Below are 16251 nucleotides of genomic sequence, written 5' to 3' on the forward strand. Positions count from 1 at the left end.
ACCTCCATTATTTGTAAAGATTCGGAACGCGACTTCTAAATACTGGAACTTCTTCTCTAAACTTATTAACACTATCTAAATCAACTTTGACACTGTAATGGTTTTCTTCATTTTCTGAACCCTTTAACAACACCTCCCCCCCTGGATCCACAGTCATGGAAGTCCCACAAAAACCAACCCCTATATATCTACCTACTCTGTTACTGGAGATCACATACATTTGGTTTTCAATAGCTCTTGCAATCTGCAATTTTTCCCAATGATTTTTTCGTGGAGTCGGCCATTCAGCAACAACATGCAAAACCTCCGCACCTTGTAACGCTAATGACCGAGCCAATTCAGGAAAACGTAAATCGTAACATATAATGACTCCCATTTTGATTCCGTCTAACTCAAATACTTTGACGCTTTCTTCACCACCGTTCAAATATGAATGTTCGTCTAACATTGGAACAAGATGAATTTTATCGTATTGATAAATAGTTTCACCGGAACGGTTAACGACAAAAGCCGAATTATAAACTTTACCCTCTACTTTATTAGCAATAGATCCAGCAATTATATTAATATTGTAATCGTTTGCAATTCTTTCCAAAAAAGACTTTGTAGGCTCTCCTTCTACATCAGCCAGTTCATGCAATTCCGGAAGTGTATAGGCTGTAGTCCACATTTCCGGTAGTACTACAGTATCGGGTTTTTCTATTTTTACAACTTCTTCAACCCAATTTTTGACCTTATTCCGATTAGCTTCCGGATCCCCCGGAATAACATCCATCTGATAAATCAGATATTTCATCTTTTTACACCCTCTTAGACTATAGATTTTTAATCTCGTATTCCGTACTAATTTCATCATTTTTAACCGGATCAATCAATTTCATTAAAAACTTACTACCCTGTTTAAACCCGTTAAGCAAAGGAACGGTTCCTGCAAAAACAATCGAATGTTTTAAAGGTATTTGTTTCTTCTTTAGAAATTCAATAACATCTGTAGGATGCAAGATTTTTTGCACTGATTCCCTCTGGTATGGCTCCCATTGTTGATTGACAAGAATATATGATGCCAACTCTAGTTCATCCCAATGATTCAATAGATCGTCCAATAGCCAAGCTCTTTTAGCAAACGGTTTGTCGCAAACTTGTTTTGATTTATTTATATCCACAGTCTCCAATGATCGATCCGTGTGATCACTTCCTACGGTCACATAAACCTCATCAACGGAGTCACCGAATATGAATACTATTTCTGCCTCACCGGTTGACTCTCCTCCGATGACCTCTATCATTGAATCATGGGTGACGCTGCTATTTCGTAACGGGAATAAGGCTGGAATTTCCTGTGGTTTCGGAACACCTAACTCTGCCAACTCCTCAACATGCTTTAATGCTTGTTGTTTATCTCTGCCGGAATAACCTACACAAAAACAGGAGTTAATAGCTAAATCCGTAGTCTTCTGATTCAAGTGCATTTTATAAATTGTCGACATTTTTGCTACCTCATTTCTGCATTGCAAGCGTTTGCAAATTATACTTTTTTTAATTACTCATTCTCCACTATATTTAACGATTGTTTCGTAATATTTAAATGTTCAATAATTAACTCACAGGCCATGCTAGGATTGTCCTCTTCCATGGCAATTAAAATTTCATTGTGTTCAGATACAACCTCCTCCATCCTGCCCTTTTTAACCAGTGCCTTAAGACCGATTAACCTTGTTAAATTGTATAAATCTTGCAGGATTTGTTTAAATAAATGTTGATTAGCAAATTGAAGGATACCAATATGAAATTCCTGATCCATATCTATAAACTCAATCTTGTTATTTTCAACCATAGCCTGTTTTTGCTTTTCAACTATCTTTTGTAAGTAATTTACTTGATCTTTTGTAATGATGGAAGACAATTTCTTTATACCTTCCTGCTCAATAAATAATCTAAGGAAAAAAATTTGCTCTTTTTCATCTTCATCAATTTTTCTAACTTGCAAGCCTTTTCTTGGAATGGAAATAATAAGTCCGTCATTTAACAAATCTGAAATAGCTTCTCTTATAGGTGTTCTAGATGTATTAAATAAATTCGAAAGTTGTGTTTCGGTAAATACCTCGTCCTTTTCAATTTCTCCATCCAAAATCGCTGTTTTCAATTCCTTATATACTATTTCTCTTGTTGTCTCTCTTTTATTAATAGACTGAATATTTAATTTCAACCAAGGGCACCTCCTCTATGTACACTGTATACATTACACATAATACTGCACACACGATCTAACGTCAAGTAAAAGTTGAGTAGAACAAATCAAGAAGGCATGTTTTTCTCAACCCAAAAACCTCCGAATTATTGGGTGTTGGCTGATTACAGCGCAGACAACCATGCGTTTAATCATGTACTAGATTCAAAGTGATTTATTCAAATCTACCAATATCCTTTATCAATTAGGATATGCTTATTGATATTCCCAATAAACTTTATCCATTTTTTTGATTATAAAATTATTCAAAAAATATTGACTTCAATCAAGGATTTATTTACGCTTATTTCACATGGAGAGCTCTATATGTAAAAAACAACCGTAATTACTCATTAAAACCAATAAAAGGAGTTTTCAAATGAATATTGATCTTCTATTTACTAATGCCAATGTATTGACTTTAGATAACAACAATAGAAGAGCCGGTTCTGTTTCTGTCTCCGGTGGGAGAATTGTCGGTATTTGGCCAGAGCCAGAGCCCTCGATTAATGGGGTTAATATTACCGATCAAACTGAAGTTATTAATCTCCAAGGAAATACATTACTGCCCGGATTTATTGACACACACAACCATATCCTCATGTATTCACAAAATCAGAGTCAGGTTGACTGCAGTTCTCCACCACACAAAACGATTGCAGACATTAAAGAGGCTATAGGTTTAAAAGCAAAGAATACAGATGACGGAAAGTGGGTCGTTGGAATGGCTATGACGATACGCTTTTATATGAACAGCGACACGTGACACGATGGGATTTGGATGAAGTTTCTCCCAACAATCCTGTCATGATTAGACATATCTCCGGTCATTTGGCAGCAGTCAATTCTTTGGCTTTGGAATATGCGGGATTAGACCATCGCGTGTCCGACCCTAAAGGTGGGCATTATGGCCGGGATGATCGTGGTAAGCTCAATGGGGTTATGTACGAACCCGCAGCTATGCAAACTATCCTTGACCTATTGCCAAAGCAAACATCTGAGGAGATGATTCAAGCATTAGGAAAAGCAGCAAATGAATATCTATCACACGGGATTACGACAAACACCGAAGCAGCGGTGGGATTGTTAAATGGATTACAGGAAATGGATATTCATTTAAAAGCATCAGCAGGTAATGTAAACCCTATGCGGACACAATTAATGATAATGCATCAGTATCTACGACAAGGGGAAAAATTCGGCAATTATTCCCCAAGCCAGCTTAATGATGAATTACAGGAGCGATCGAATGGAAAAGCCAGACTGGACAGTGCTAAAATGTTTCAGGATGGTTCTATCCAGGGGCTTACCGGAGCACTAAGAGAACCTTATTATCAAAACCCGGATATTTATGGTGATCTAATTCATGACGAAGAACTGTTCCAAGAAGAGATTATGAATTTGCATCAACGTGGTTTTCGTATAACCACTCACGGAAATGGTGATCGTGCAATCGGTTCTATTCTGGACGCATATTCCAATGCTATAAGGAAAAACCCAAGAAAAAACCACCAGCACAGGATTGAGCATGTTCAGACGGCAACACCTGGGGATATAGCCAGAATGGGAGAATTGGGTGTTGCAGGATCTTTTTTCATTAACCATGTTTATTATTGGGGAGATAGGCATGAACGGATTTTTCTGGGTCCGAAGAGGGCAAAACGACTTAATCCGCTTGCTGAGGCAGTTGAGCAAAACTTACTGTTCACCCTTCACTCTGATTGCCCAATAACTCCAATATCACCACTATTTTCAGTCTGGGCCGCTGTCAACCGAATAACGAGAGAGGGTAATATCCTGGGAGCCGATCAAAAAATTGATGTTGAAACAGCCCTTAAGTCGATGACGATTTACGGTGCAAAATTGATTTTCGATGAGAAAAATTTGGGAAGTATCGAAGTGGGAAAAGCAGCAGACTTCACTATTCTGGAAGCAGACCCTACATTGGTTGATCCAATGGAGATTAAAGATATTTCTATTAAGTCTACGTTTATAAGTGGAAAGCCCGTGTATGGACAGGAAACGTTAATAACCAGTTAAGCCGTAAAAAGACTATCCTTAGTAATTTCACCTACTATTGGATAGTCTTTTGATTTGTTATAAAATTTATTATACTCACAAAGGTTTTATTCCAGCGAATTAAAGTCCTCCTTTTATTTATAGAGCAAACTTCCATTTATGCCTCTTTCTGGTCCACTTCTATTGAATCCTGTTTTAAAGCATGATAATAAGATATAACTTCCTCATCTTGTGAATGATTGGTAAAAATACTCACCCCTATCAGTAATACAAAAGAAGTGATAAGCCCGGGTAAAATTTCATGGATACCAAAAGGCTTTCCTAGTAAGTACCAGAGAAACGAAACTATCATACTGCCAAATATACTTGTAATAACTCCTTTTTTGGTTGCTCCTTTCCAAAACATAGCAGCCAGAACTGGGAATACCAGAGTTACCGCGGTAAAGGACAGCGCAATTTGATATATTTTAATAATATCGGTAATGAACAGAGCAACAAGCAATCCTAAAATTGCCATAGCCGCTACCGATAAACGAGCTGCTTTCAATACTTGCAAATCTGTTGCATCTGGGTTAATCCAGCCTTGATAAATATCCTTTGAAATGTTAATGGCACCACTTAGCAAAAATGAAGTTGCACCCGTAAGAAGTGCTGCCAGAAGAGAAACTAAAAACAAGCCACCAATTGAAGGATGGAAAACATTCATCATAAAATCAATGTAAACTAAATCGGGATCAGTATTTGAAGGTAAAATTTGAAGGGCCATAATTCCAATAAATATAGCCAGTAGACCAATCAAACCGGAAATAATAAATCCTATATTTACAGACCATACGCCTGTTTTAACTGACTTTGCTGCAGTTACTCGCTGCCAGGTGGTTTGCCATACAACATAAAATGGCCCAAAAACTAGAAACCAGTTCAATAGTTCTTTTCCGCCAATACTGAAGAAATTCAACAAATCATCTGGTGTATTTTTTACTACCTGCTCAACTCCGCCAGCATAATTTAAACCTAAAACAAAGACCAAAACAACTCCTGCAAGTATGACTACGGTTTGTATGGCGTCCGTCCAAGCAACACTGGGCATTCCACCTAAAAGAGTAAAGGCAACCGCAATAAAAAAGCCAATGAGAATCCCCCATACAACCGGAATATTTATAATTGCGGATAGAATTGAACTCATTCCAACTAATTGCATGCCGAAAGTTGGGGTCATGTACAAAAATGCGATAATTAAAGCCGGAATAAGAGCCGATGCCTTCCCAAAGCGGCGTACAAATAATTCAGGAACCGTATATAGTTTTAATTTCCGTATCGTAGGACCGAGAATGGTGACGGCTACTACAGTAAAAGATACGAAGCTTATTATAGTAATAAAATAAGCAATCCCCAACTCGAATCCTTTACCTGCTCCACCAATAAGTGCTGCAGAGCCTGTTACCGTTGCAATAACAGAACCGCAAATTGGAAAAAAACCGAGACTAAAATCAGCCATCACATAATCATCGGCAGTTTTAATTTTTCGAGAATAAATGATACTAACGGTGAATATTACAACTAAAAAAACAATTATCCATAATAACCACCAATTCATTTTATCACTCCTCTATATTGTCTGGTGCTACATCCATTTATGAGGCCTACAAATGTAGTAAGATCCTGCATGTCCTCAATTAAGCAGCCAATCATTTTTGTTTATATACTCTCACCCCCGAAGTATTATGTTTAATACCTGCATTTCCTTTTACTTATACTAACCTGACAAGCATTACTTTTCAATAATTCTGTTACTTTACTATTATCATAATATTAAATATATTATATTGATATATCCTATAAATTAACTGAATAATCACTCAGCATTATTTTCCAACTCAAAACTATGCACCTAATTTTGAAAATAAATGCATACAATTAACAGAGGTGATAAACATGTCCACATGGAGAGACCATGTATCCAATGATACTATAATAATATTGAACGAACTGATTTCCATAAAAAATGATATAAAAGAATTTAAAATAGCTCAAAACACGAGTTTCAAAATTGCAATGATATCCTCAGCCATGCTGGTTGCCTATGCCTCCCTTTTTATTTGGGCTCAATCAGAAGAAAATATACTCTATGCTGTAACTGCTCTTCTCACTAATGTGTATCATCTTGTATTGCTAATAATTCCAGGATACTATTATTCGAAACACCTCCATTATCATTCACTCATTGACAAGAAGAAAAAACAATTGGAAAATCTGCGCCTTGAAGTCATTGATTATTTAAAAAACACATGGTACATAAATGAATACTCTGGGATTCGTGATGAAATATCAGACGAGTTGGGAGAGGATGGAATTAATGTGAGGTATAAGAGCAATTAAGGATTCAATCTGAATTTGTAATCGATTATGTTTTATATCTATCCAGCTGCATGCATTACACTTGGTTTACAATCCAATTATTCTCATTAATTGTGAAGCGCGGGGACGGAGCTCTTGCTTCATATCTTCTAATAGAAGCTGCCAATATTCATCCTGCAAAGTATCAGCATATGGTGCAAATGTGTCAATGGACAAATGGGGACGGTTCTTAAGGAAATAAAAGAACCGTCCCCATGCTTAATTCCGTTAGTTATCACACCCAACGCGTTGTAATAACCTTCTTACGTGTATAAAATTCCACACCATCTTTACCGTTCGCATGAAGATCACCATAAAAAGAATCTTTCCATCCAGAGAATGGGAAAAATGCCATAGGTGCTGGTACGCCTATATTTACACCTAACATGCCAGCATCAATCTTTTCGCGGAACTGACGAACATTTCCACCATCCCTAGTAAAAATACAAGAACCATTTGCGAATGGTGATTTATTTGTTACTCCAATCGCTTCATCTAGTCCTTTCACACGTACAATGGATAGAACTGGTGCGAATATTTCATCCTGCCAAATTTTCATTTCAGTTGTGACATTATCGAAAATAGTTGCCCCAACAAAATAGCCTTCACGTTGTGCAGCCACATCCTCACGGCCATCCCTGACAAGTTTTGCTCCTTCTTTTTCACCAGTTTCAATATATTTCAAGGTGCGTTCTTTATGTTGTTCACGAATAACTGGACCAAGGAATACACCCTCATCTAAACCGTTACCGATTTTTGCTTCATTTGCTTTTTGAACAAGCTGATCGATAAATTCATCTGCAATTGAGTCTTCAACTGCCACCACAGATGCAGCCATACACCGTTCTCCTGCCGACCCAAATGCAGCATTGAGAATTTGAGTTGATGCATTATCAAGTTCAGCATCTTTTAATACAATTGTATGATTTTTAGCACCGGCGAGCGCTTGAACACGCTTAAGATTATCTGTACCACGTTTGTAAACATGCTCTGCTACAGGCTGAGATCCAACAAACGAAATAGCTGCTACATCCTTGTGATCAAGCAAACCATTTACAACATCATGGGCGCCATGAACAATGTTGAAAACACCATTAGGAAGTCCTGCCTCTTCAAGCAGCTCAGCTAAACGATTTGCTAGTATCGGCGTGCGTTCTGAAGGTTTCAACACAAATGTATTTCCTGTTGCAATAGCCATCGGGAACATCCAACAAGGTACCATCATTGGGAAATTAAAGGGGGTAATACCTCCAATTACCCCGATTGGATAACGATATGAACCTGACTCTAGACCAGATGCGATTGAGGGTAATTGGTCACCCATCATCAAAGATGGTGCACCTGCAGCGTATTCAACATTTTCAATACCACGTAGCACTTCACCTTTTGCCTCTTTTAAAGGCTTACCATTTTCCTTTGTAATTAGTTCCGCAAGCTCATCCCAATGTTCAACAAGCAATTGTTGATATTTAAACAAAATGCGGGAACGTTTTTGAACAGGAACTTCCTTCCAGGATTGGAATGTTTCTTTAGCAACACTCACGGCATGATCCACATCTTCCTGTGAAGAGATTGGCACATTTGCAATTACTTCTCCTGTTGCTGGGTTGTACACAGTTTCATTCTTGTCCGATCCAGATTCGATCCAAATTCCACCAACATAATTTTTTAACGTTTTTGCTTTTGTTTGAGTCATTTTAAAACCTCCATATATTTTGCATTTTTAATTTTCGATTTACACCATATTACTAAATTCTTTAAATTTAATCTATTCCATCAGTAGACTAAAAAATTGAGTATAAGAAAACAGCTAAGAATACGACTGCTAACGGTAAAACTACACTTAAGAAGAAGATAGGTTTATAGGCTCTCTTATGTGTCTCACCACAAATAACTCGAATAGTTGTAACAACATAACCGTTATGTGGTAATGAATCCATACCACCGGATGCTAACGCTGAAACACGATGCATTGCACCTGTATCCAATCCCTGTGCCATATATATTGGAGCTAAAACAGGTAATGCGATACCCAATCCACCGGAAGCTGACCCTGTAATTCCGCAAATAAGAGTAACTCCAATAGCTAATCCAAGTAGAGGTGGCCCAGGTATATTTACGAGTCCTTGTACTAAATTATCAAATATGGGAACCTGAGCAGCCACACTACCAAAGCCAACGACGGCACAGGTATTTGCAAGTGCAACCAAAGCATCGTGGGCACCTGATGCAAGCGATTCCCAAAAGGCTTTCAGAAATCTGATCATCATCGTACATGCTAGGGTAATACCAATTGTTAGTGCCACTAATAACGCAGCTGTCGGATTAAGAAATTGCGATAAAATGTTTAACAATGCTATTACGAAAATTAGTGGGATAACCGAGACGATAATATTTGGTATATTTTTCTTAGGTTGTTGATCTTCATCTTCTTTTTGAGCTGTAAGTGCTGCTGCCGACTCATTTTCACCCGATGAAGATGGCTTATAAGGGAGTGAAAATTCCTCACCATTATCAACTGCCTTTTTCACCATTTTTCCTATCCATATTGCACCGACGATCATAATAACGAGTGCACAGATAACACCAATTAATCCGCCAGCGGTTGGGTCTGTATCAAAAAATTTAGTTGGTATTATATTCTGTATCTCTGGTGATCCCGGTGCAGTCATGGTGAATGAGATTGAACCAAATACTAAAGCACCTGGAATAAACCGGTGTGGTAAATTTGCGGCCCGGAACAACGAAACTGCTATTGGATAAACCGCAAAACCAACCACAAATAAGCTTACCCCTCCATAGGTCATGATTGCTGCTGCGGCTACAACAGCGAACACAGCCCTTTTAGCTCCTAACGTATTTTTAATCCATTGTGCAATACTTTCAGCTGATTTTGTTTCTTGCATAACCTTTCCAAAAATTGCTCCGAGCAAGAAAACCAAAAACCATGAAGCGAAATAATCTGTAAAACCGTCCATGTAACTTCCCATCATAGCGTTTTGGAGGTTTAACCCACCTGTCACTGCCAATAAAATAGAACTTAATATGGCGGCAATAATAATATTGATTCCCTTCAACGTTAGATAAATCAGCAACGCCAGTGATGCTATCAACCCAATTATTCCAACTAAACTCATGGACTTATTCCCCTCTCCCCCTATTAATCATTTTACTTTATCTTCTGAAGAAAACTCATACACATAGCAAACTTTGTATAGTTCTTCGATTTCATGCTGTACCGGAACCTTTGGATTATTCTGCGGACTACCACTAGCCAAGGCATCTGTTGCCATTTTACTGACAACGCTTTCAAATTCTTGTTTATCAATACCCCATCCACTTAAATTAGGAATATTTAAATTTAAACAAAGCCTTTTTACGGAAGATACAGCAATATCAGCAGCCTTCTTATTTGAATAGTTTTCTGCCTCAGGTTCAAAAATTCTTCCTAAATCTGCCAAACGTTCAGTAGCGGATTCCTTACTAAATTCTAATACTGCTGGTAACAACATTGCATTAGAATACCCATGTGGTACGTGAAACAGTGCTCCAATTGGACGTGACATTCCATGCACAAGACATACAGATGAATTTGAAAAAGCTAAACCTGCTTGTAAAGCTCCTAGAGACATATTTTCCCTGGCGTCGATATCTTCTCCATCCTCATATGCATTCGGAAGATTATTAACAATCAAGTTCATTGCTGAAAGCGCCATTGTATCTGTCATCGGATGTGAATGTTTAGAAAGATAAGCTTCTATCGCATGACTTAAAGCATCCACACCGGTTGCTGCTGTCACATGTTTTGGAGATGAAACAGTCAGTATTGGATCAACAATTGCAACTTCCGGTAAAAATGCAGGCTGCTTAATCATCATTTTGACATCAGTTGTTGTATTAGCAATAACTGTTGCATCAGTAGCTTCTGAACCAGTTCCCGCGGTAGTAGGTATTGCAATATGTGGAATTGGATTTACTGTTGCTATTTTTCTTAGCCCCATATAATCTCCCACGTAACCGCCATTTGTTGCCACAACAGCTATTGACTTTGCTGTATCAATACAGCTTCCTCCGCCCAGTGAAATGATAATTTTGCAATTTTCCTTTTTAAACAATGTTAATGCTTCATCAACAAAAACATCGGTTGGCTCTGATGCAACTCCTGAATAGACAACGCTGTCGACACCTTCTTGTGATAGGATATCTCGACATTCACTAATATAACCGAGACTACCCATCACCTTATCGCTAATAATTAATGCTTTTTTCCCTCTAGAAGCTGCTTCTTTCCCTACCTCTTTAAATGCATCCCGACCATAATTAATTGTTTGCGGTGATCGAAAAGCCGCATATTTTTCCATTCAAATTCCCCCATTCTTATTCACTTATATACAGCAAAAAACATGCCAATTACTGAATTCCCTCTATACAGTAAATTTTGAAAATAAAATGTAGACATACCCCTACACTTTTTGCTCATAATGTAGGGATATGTCTACAGACTCTTAATGATATAAATTATATTTTTTTAGTTTTTGGTACAATGTGGTTCGGTGAATGCCCAAATCTTTTGCTGTTGTTGATTTATTTCCTTTGTTCTTTTGCATGGCAGATAAAATAATCTCTTTCTCTTTATTTTGTTCAACACTCTTAATATTGTGAATTAGGTTGGCGTTTTCGCTGCCTTGATGATTACCAGTACCATTATTCTCCACCATATATTTGGGTAAGTGTTTGAGTTTAATCGTCCTCTCCTCAACGAGAACAACAAGTTTTTCAATCACATTAGCTAATTCTCTAATGTTTCCGTACCAATCGTAGTGAATAAACGCTGTCATTGCCTCTGAAGTAAACTGCTTCACTGGTATTTGATAGCGATTACAAATTGCATTTAAATAATGAGAAACAAGAGGTGGAATATCTTTCACCCGGTTGCGAAGAGGGGTAATTGGAAGTTCAATAACGTTAATTCGATAAAAAAGATCTTCGCGAAAGTTCCCCGCTTCAACCATCTTTTTCAAATCCCGATTTGTTGCTGCAATTATTCTCGTATTCATTTTATATTTTCGCGTACCACCAACACGTTCAAATTTCTTTTCTTGTAAAATACGTAACAACTTTATTTGCATTAAAAGCGGCATCTCACCAATTTCATCTAAAAAAAGTGTCCCATTCTGTGCTAATTCAAACCTCCCTGGCTTACCTCCTTTTTTGGCTCCAGTAAAGGCCCCCTCTTCATAACCAAATAACTCCGACTCAAATAGATGTTCCGGTATTGCACCGCAGTTAACGCTAATAAAATGCCCATCGGCAAAAGGACTTAAATGATGAATGCTTTGGGCGTACATTTCTTTTCCAGTACCACTTTCACCTGTAATCAAGACCGTTGCATTAGTCTTAGCTACCTTCCTTGCTATATGTTTTAATTCCGATGTCGTTTCACTAACACCAATAATTTGATCTAGTGTAACCAAGTCACTCTCACGAGGCTCTGAAACAGTGGTGGACTTCTTCTTTGGAAACTGTTGATTAGTTTTCTGTTGTAGCCGTTCATAAATTTTAAATAATTCCGTAACACCTTCAAATATAAGCATGCCTATAGCACCTACGACTCGGTCATTTTTCCAAATGGGTATCCGATGCACAATCATTGCCTGACCTTGGATGTATTGTAAAGCACCTCGTTCGGGCATACCCGTTTTTACCGTGTTATGCAGATTAGTATTATCTATAACTTCTTGTACATCACGACCTATTACATCCTGCTTTTCAATCCCCATAAATCGACTATAAGCATCATTAAACTCAACTATAAGTCCTTCTTCATCAACAACCGTAATTCCTTCGTAAGCGCTGTCCAAAATAACATTCAATATTTCAGCACTATACTCCATTTGATCTACTTCCTGAATATACCAAGTCAAGCCATTTAAAACTTCTTTCCTTGTTAACATCCCAACTAATTTATTTTGGCTATCAACTACCATATAAAAATCGTACAATTGATCGCGAATCTCTATAATAGAATCATTTAAATGAACAATTTCAAATTTATTTTCAAATACACTATTTAATAAAGGTTCATCTTTTTTTCCCTCATTGAGAAAATAATTCAATAGTTGCTTCGATGTAACGATACCAACTGGCTCCATACCTTTGCTAACCACTGGTATACATTCACCATTGAATTCCTTCAAAATTTCTGCAACTTGTCTGTAGGATGAATCTATTTGTACAAAATGAGGATTAGGAACCATCCACTTTTCTACTGTTAACATTTTGTCCTTTTCAAATATTTTATTTTCATTTCTTATGAAATCCTGAATCAAAGTTCACCCCTCCATTTTTTAAATGAATATTTACAGAAGTTTGATTATTATCTATTGCTTATTTTATCACATTCTTAGGAAGTATTTACTGTAGACAAGCCCTACAAGAGGGAATATCTTGCAATCTGCCCCGATTGCCAACAATGCATAACATAAACCACCTGCCCCGGGACGTTTTCACTTCTGATACAGTCCTCCCATTGCGGAAGCTGCTTGCGTCACCGTTAAACTGCCTCTAAATGGGTCTGGTGCTATAACTATGTTCATAGATGGAGTCCTTCAATACAAGTAACCATTTTTTATAAAACTCCCAAGCCCTATTTTTACAGAATCCCGAGAATGACACCAAAAATTATTAAACATTAGACGTGCGTTAGTTGAGTAACACAATTACGATGCAAAACAAAAAGAACACCAAATAAGGTGTTCTAAAAAATATATTCCGCCACGTATTTATCTTCACTTTCTTCATTCCCATATTCCGATACTTCCACTTCGGAACGAGAATAAATTGCATCGGGGTGTTTCCGTATCATTAAATCCCCCATTCTTGATAAAGCTTCTTCCTTCGTTCTACCAAACGTAGTTTCTTTTTGCATTAAAATCATTCCTTTCTACTACTACTATAATATAGCAGAAAGATGTCTTTAGTTTAAATTTGCATCTGAGCTTCTTCTTTTGGTTGAATTGCTTCCAAAACATCATTCACATCTTCTTGAGTAAGCCAACCTTTCGATTGATAATTTATAGCAAATATAGTAATTTGTGTACGAGTGAATGAGCCTTCTCTATACCCATTGATTAGATTTGTTTTTAGAAATTCTGCCATGTTAAACATTACGCTCCTCCCCCAAGTGCCGTAATAGCATTTTCGAGTTCAGTTATTTTCCTGAAATACATGTACATGAAATGTTGAGCATCAAACAGATTTTTTGTGCCGTCAAACCAACTTTTATCAAATTGTTCAAGGAGTGCGTCCATCTGTTCAGCAGTAGGTTCATTACCTGTTCCAAAAACCCTCGTCAAATCAATGTATATTGCGCTATCCATTGCAACGCTAATACCAGAATCTGAACCGTACGTAGGTTCAACACTATTAGAGTGATTGCCAACAAATGAATACCTTTTAATTTCATTAGTAAGAGTGTATTCCGCATACGAGTAACCCGAACCTATATAAAACCTTCCTTCTGGTACTTCCTGTTTTGCCAAAACAGAATTATAGTAAATATGCCTTGCAGGACCGGAGAAAGGCTGTGACACCCAGTTGCTCCCGGTTGACGACAAAGCACCACCTCCTGCGAACGAAGCAATTCCATTAGATACTAAAAAATCTGTTATGTTATCTCCAACTGACCAGGCTGAAGATCCCTCGCTAAAATCACCGTTTTCCAATTAAATTTTTAGCAGGAACGTCCGTTGCTTTAAACGCCTTCTGTGCTTTCACAAATGACAAATCATCGTACATCTATATCACCGTCCAATTCATTCCGTCAGATACTTCTATTTCATTACCATGCGGGTCTATGTCAACCGACCAATAGGTTGTCCCGGCATCGACTGAATTAGGTACAGGCTTATCTGCAGCTAGACCGCTTTGTGCCACTTTACTCCCAGTTATTTGAGTACTCCCTCATAACTTTTCACAAATAAAGTTTTCTCGAATTTCATGTTTTCTCATTCCAAAACTTGCCTGTGAACGGAATAATAATCAATGGTTTTGGATGCCTTTAAACAGGTGTTAGTTAAATTCCATAGACTTTTTATATTCCCATCCGAAGTCATAGGACAAATTGACTAAATCATAAATATACTGCAGGAGGGATCAACTATGACGAACACCTGGATTAAAGCATCACAAATAAACGACTATGTAATGGAGACTAATCTTGTTGAAGGGAAAAACAGACTTACACATCACTATAAATATTTTGGGTATATTGAAGGCAAACCTGTCATTGAAAGAATCGAAGGAGGACAGTATCGATTAATAACCCACTATGAAAATTTCAGATTTTACAGGGATTGCTACCCCGACGACCAATTTGAATGTCAACTGAAAGAGTTTTCCGACGACACGGAAAGGTACCTAGAAATTCTCAGACAATTATTTCACGGTAAGGCACGCTCTTCCGGTTGTGACAAATACATTATTATCAATTTTCTTAAAGGGTCACTAACGATCAACGAACTTGCTGCAAAAACCTCAACAAAGCCTTCCGAAATAAAAAAACATCTGTACACTGACGACAAATACAAATCATACCTAGAATACGCCATGAAAATACGTAAAAGATCTACTATGGAGGGCGTCGTGCAATATATTAAAAAATATAATGTATTTCATGACGAAGCGGAACAACGCCTCTTAGAGGGGATTATTGGATTATTTCCCAAACTTGACCTTTCAAAAAACGATTGGGACAAAATAACCTTCATCCTTGGAAACAATAAATTGGCATTCAGCTTACTATCCCCCGATAATCAAATTTTACTATTACAAGAAATAAAATTATCCAACATGAACATTCTGTCAGATTATTTTAGAAAACGTTGCAATCAACTTATAGGAGACTATCCCCCATCCCCGGATGACCACTTCCAACCGGTAATTCAGTGATTAGTATGAGCGGATGATGCCTTTTTCGTCTAATATTCAAGTGGAGCTTCAACTTTAAACAGCCGCACTTGCGAAAGACTTCTTGTCGCCCGCAGTGTGGGTAACACTAGTTATATTCTACTTTTGGTTAAAGTACTTAAAAGTTGAATCATCATTATTATTACTTATTTGTACATTATTAGTTGGGAAACCATAATACATGGTCATAGTAGTTTTCATTAATTTCCTCTTTAAAAAGAATATAATAAGTCCGAACAGGAATAATAAAAATGTGTTTAATGAAGGCTGAGTGATGAAGTAAATCAAACCAAATATTAAAATTGTTACATGATAATTTCTAAAAATATTATTTATTATCTTATATAAAGACGTACAAAAAGTTATAAATGAATTTACGCCATCCATCTCAATCACCTACTTCGCAGATTATTACTAATATAACCTATAAAGATTAAAATATTCTTTGATCTTGGGAAATATCCCCCTCCAAATCAGGATCTGATCCAGTTATAGTTTAAAGCGTTACAGTTGTTCTCTTTTGCTGTTATGAGTGCAAAAAACGATTATTTTTCGTCTACAATCACTATACATTCAATATAAACGTCTTGTTGTGTGAAATACGTACGTAAGAGAGGTACGCACGTGATGGAGTATTACTT

Annotated in this window: 14 protein-coding genes and 1 pseudogene; 3 read left to right on the plus strand and 12 right to left on the minus strand. The window is 37.2% G+C overall.

Features of this window, described 5'->3' with window-relative positions; genetic code table 11:
* Window positions 1–7: 7 nt before the first annotated feature.
* The 3 genes from HUX68_RS10070 to HUX68_RS10080 are packed head-to-tail and all read right to left on the minus strand — an operon-like array spanning window position 8 to window position 2206.
* The gene (locus HUX68_RS10070; protein WP_174614704.1) at window positions 8–796 is read right to left on the minus strand and encodes a carbon-nitrogen family hydrolase; all 789 of its coding nucleotides are present in this window, start codon (window positions 794–796) and stop codon (window positions 8–10) included.
* A 19-nt stretch (window positions 797–815) separates the two neighbouring features.
* Complete coding sequence (locus tag HUX68_RS10075; RefSeq protein ID WP_174614705.1) at window positions 816–1487, minus strand: DUF2848 family protein; 672 nt, start codon at window positions 1485–1487, stop codon at window positions 816–818.
* 53 nt (window positions 1488–1540) lie between these two features.
* Complete coding sequence (locus HUX68_RS10080) at window positions 1541–2206, minus strand: GntR family transcriptional regulator (protein WP_174614706.1); 666 nt, start codon at window positions 2204–2206, stop codon at window positions 1541–1543.
* A 400-nt stretch (window positions 2207–2606) separates the two neighbouring features.
* Between HUX68_RS10080 and HUX68_RS10085 the strand changes: the two are divergent.
* Window positions 2607–4267 (plus strand): annotated as a pseudogene (locus HUX68_RS10085) (amidohydrolase).
* A 136-nt stretch (window positions 4268–4403) separates the two neighbouring features.
* On the opposite strand, the gene HUX68_RS10090 reads toward HUX68_RS10085, so the two are convergent.
* Window positions 4404–5843 carry a sodium:solute symporter family protein gene (locus HUX68_RS10090; RefSeq protein ID WP_174614707.1) on the minus strand — a complete coding sequence of 480 codons (1440 nt, stop codon included), beginning with the start codon at window positions 5841–5843 and terminating at the stop codon, window positions 4404–4406.
* 338 nt (window positions 5844–6181) lie between these two features.
* Here HUX68_RS10090 and HUX68_RS10095 point away from each other — a divergent pair, with 338 nt between their 5' ends.
* Entirely contained in the window at window positions 6182–6625 is a 444-nt protein-coding gene (locus tag HUX68_RS10095; protein ID WP_174614708.1) for a DUF2663 family protein, read from the plus strand.
* Between the two features lie 253 nt (window positions 6626–6878).
* On the opposite strand, the gene HUX68_RS10100 is transcribed toward HUX68_RS10095, so the two are convergent.
* The 8 genes from HUX68_RS10100 to HUX68_RS10135 all read right to left on the minus strand — a co-directional run bounded on the left by HUX68_RS10100 (window position 6879) and on the right by HUX68_RS10135 (window position 14578).
* Complete coding sequence (locus HUX68_RS10100) at window positions 6879–8339, minus strand: CoA-acylating methylmalonate-semialdehyde dehydrogenase (RefSeq protein WP_174614709.1); 1461 nt, start codon at window positions 8337–8339, stop codon at window positions 6879–6881.
* 88 nt (window positions 8340–8427) lie between these two features.
* A complete protein-coding gene (locus HUX68_RS10105; protein ID WP_174614710.1) occupies window positions 8428–9780 on the minus strand; it encodes a GntP family permease in 1353 nt (450 codons plus the stop codon).
* Between the two features lie 27 nt (window positions 9781–9807).
* Entirely contained in the window at window positions 9808–11004 is a 1197-nt protein-coding gene (locus tag HUX68_RS10110; protein WP_174614711.1) for an iron-containing alcohol dehydrogenase, read from the minus strand.
* A 144-nt stretch (window positions 11005–11148) separates the two neighbouring features.
* Entirely contained in the window at window positions 11149–12972 is a 1824-nt protein-coding gene (locus HUX68_RS10115) for a sigma-54-dependent Fis family transcriptional regulator (RefSeq protein ID WP_246206655.1), read from the minus strand.
* A gap of 428 nt (window positions 12973–13400) precedes the next feature.
* Window positions 13401–13571, minus strand: coding sequence for a hypothetical protein (locus HUX68_RS10120; protein ID WP_174614712.1), 171 nt, complete (start codon window positions 13569–13571; stop codon window positions 13401–13403).
* A 53-nt stretch (window positions 13572–13624) separates the two neighbouring features.
* Window positions 13625–13810, minus strand: a complete 186-nt coding sequence (locus HUX68_RS10125) for a hypothetical protein (protein ID WP_174614713.1) — start codon at window positions 13808–13810, stop codon at window positions 13625–13627.
* On the minus strand, window positions 13810–14259 hold the full coding sequence (locus HUX68_RS10130; RefSeq protein ID WP_174614714.1) for a hypothetical protein: 450 nt from the start codon (window positions 14257–14259) through the stop codon (window positions 13810–13812). The genes HUX68_RS10125 and HUX68_RS10130 overlap by 1 nt, the downstream gene beginning before the upstream one ends.
* A gap of 181 nt (window positions 14260–14440) precedes the next feature.
* Window positions 14441–14578: a hypothetical protein gene (locus HUX68_RS10135; protein ID WP_174614715.1), complete on the minus strand. Its 138-nt coding sequence runs from the start codon at window positions 14576–14578 to the stop codon at window positions 14441–14443.
* 225 nt (window positions 14579–14803) lie between these two features.
* Here HUX68_RS10135 and HUX68_RS10140 point away from each other — a divergent pair, with 225 nt between their 5' ends.
* Complete coding sequence (locus HUX68_RS10140) at window positions 14804–15592, plus strand: hypothetical protein (RefSeq protein ID WP_174614716.1); 789 nt, start codon at window positions 14804–14806, stop codon at window positions 15590–15592.
* The last annotated feature ends 659 nt before the right edge of the window (window positions 15593–16251 follow it).

The organism is Virgibacillus ihumii (assembly GCF_902726655.1).
GTDB lineage: Bacteria > Bacillota > Bacilli > Bacillales > Amphibacillaceae > Lentibacillus > Lentibacillus ihumii.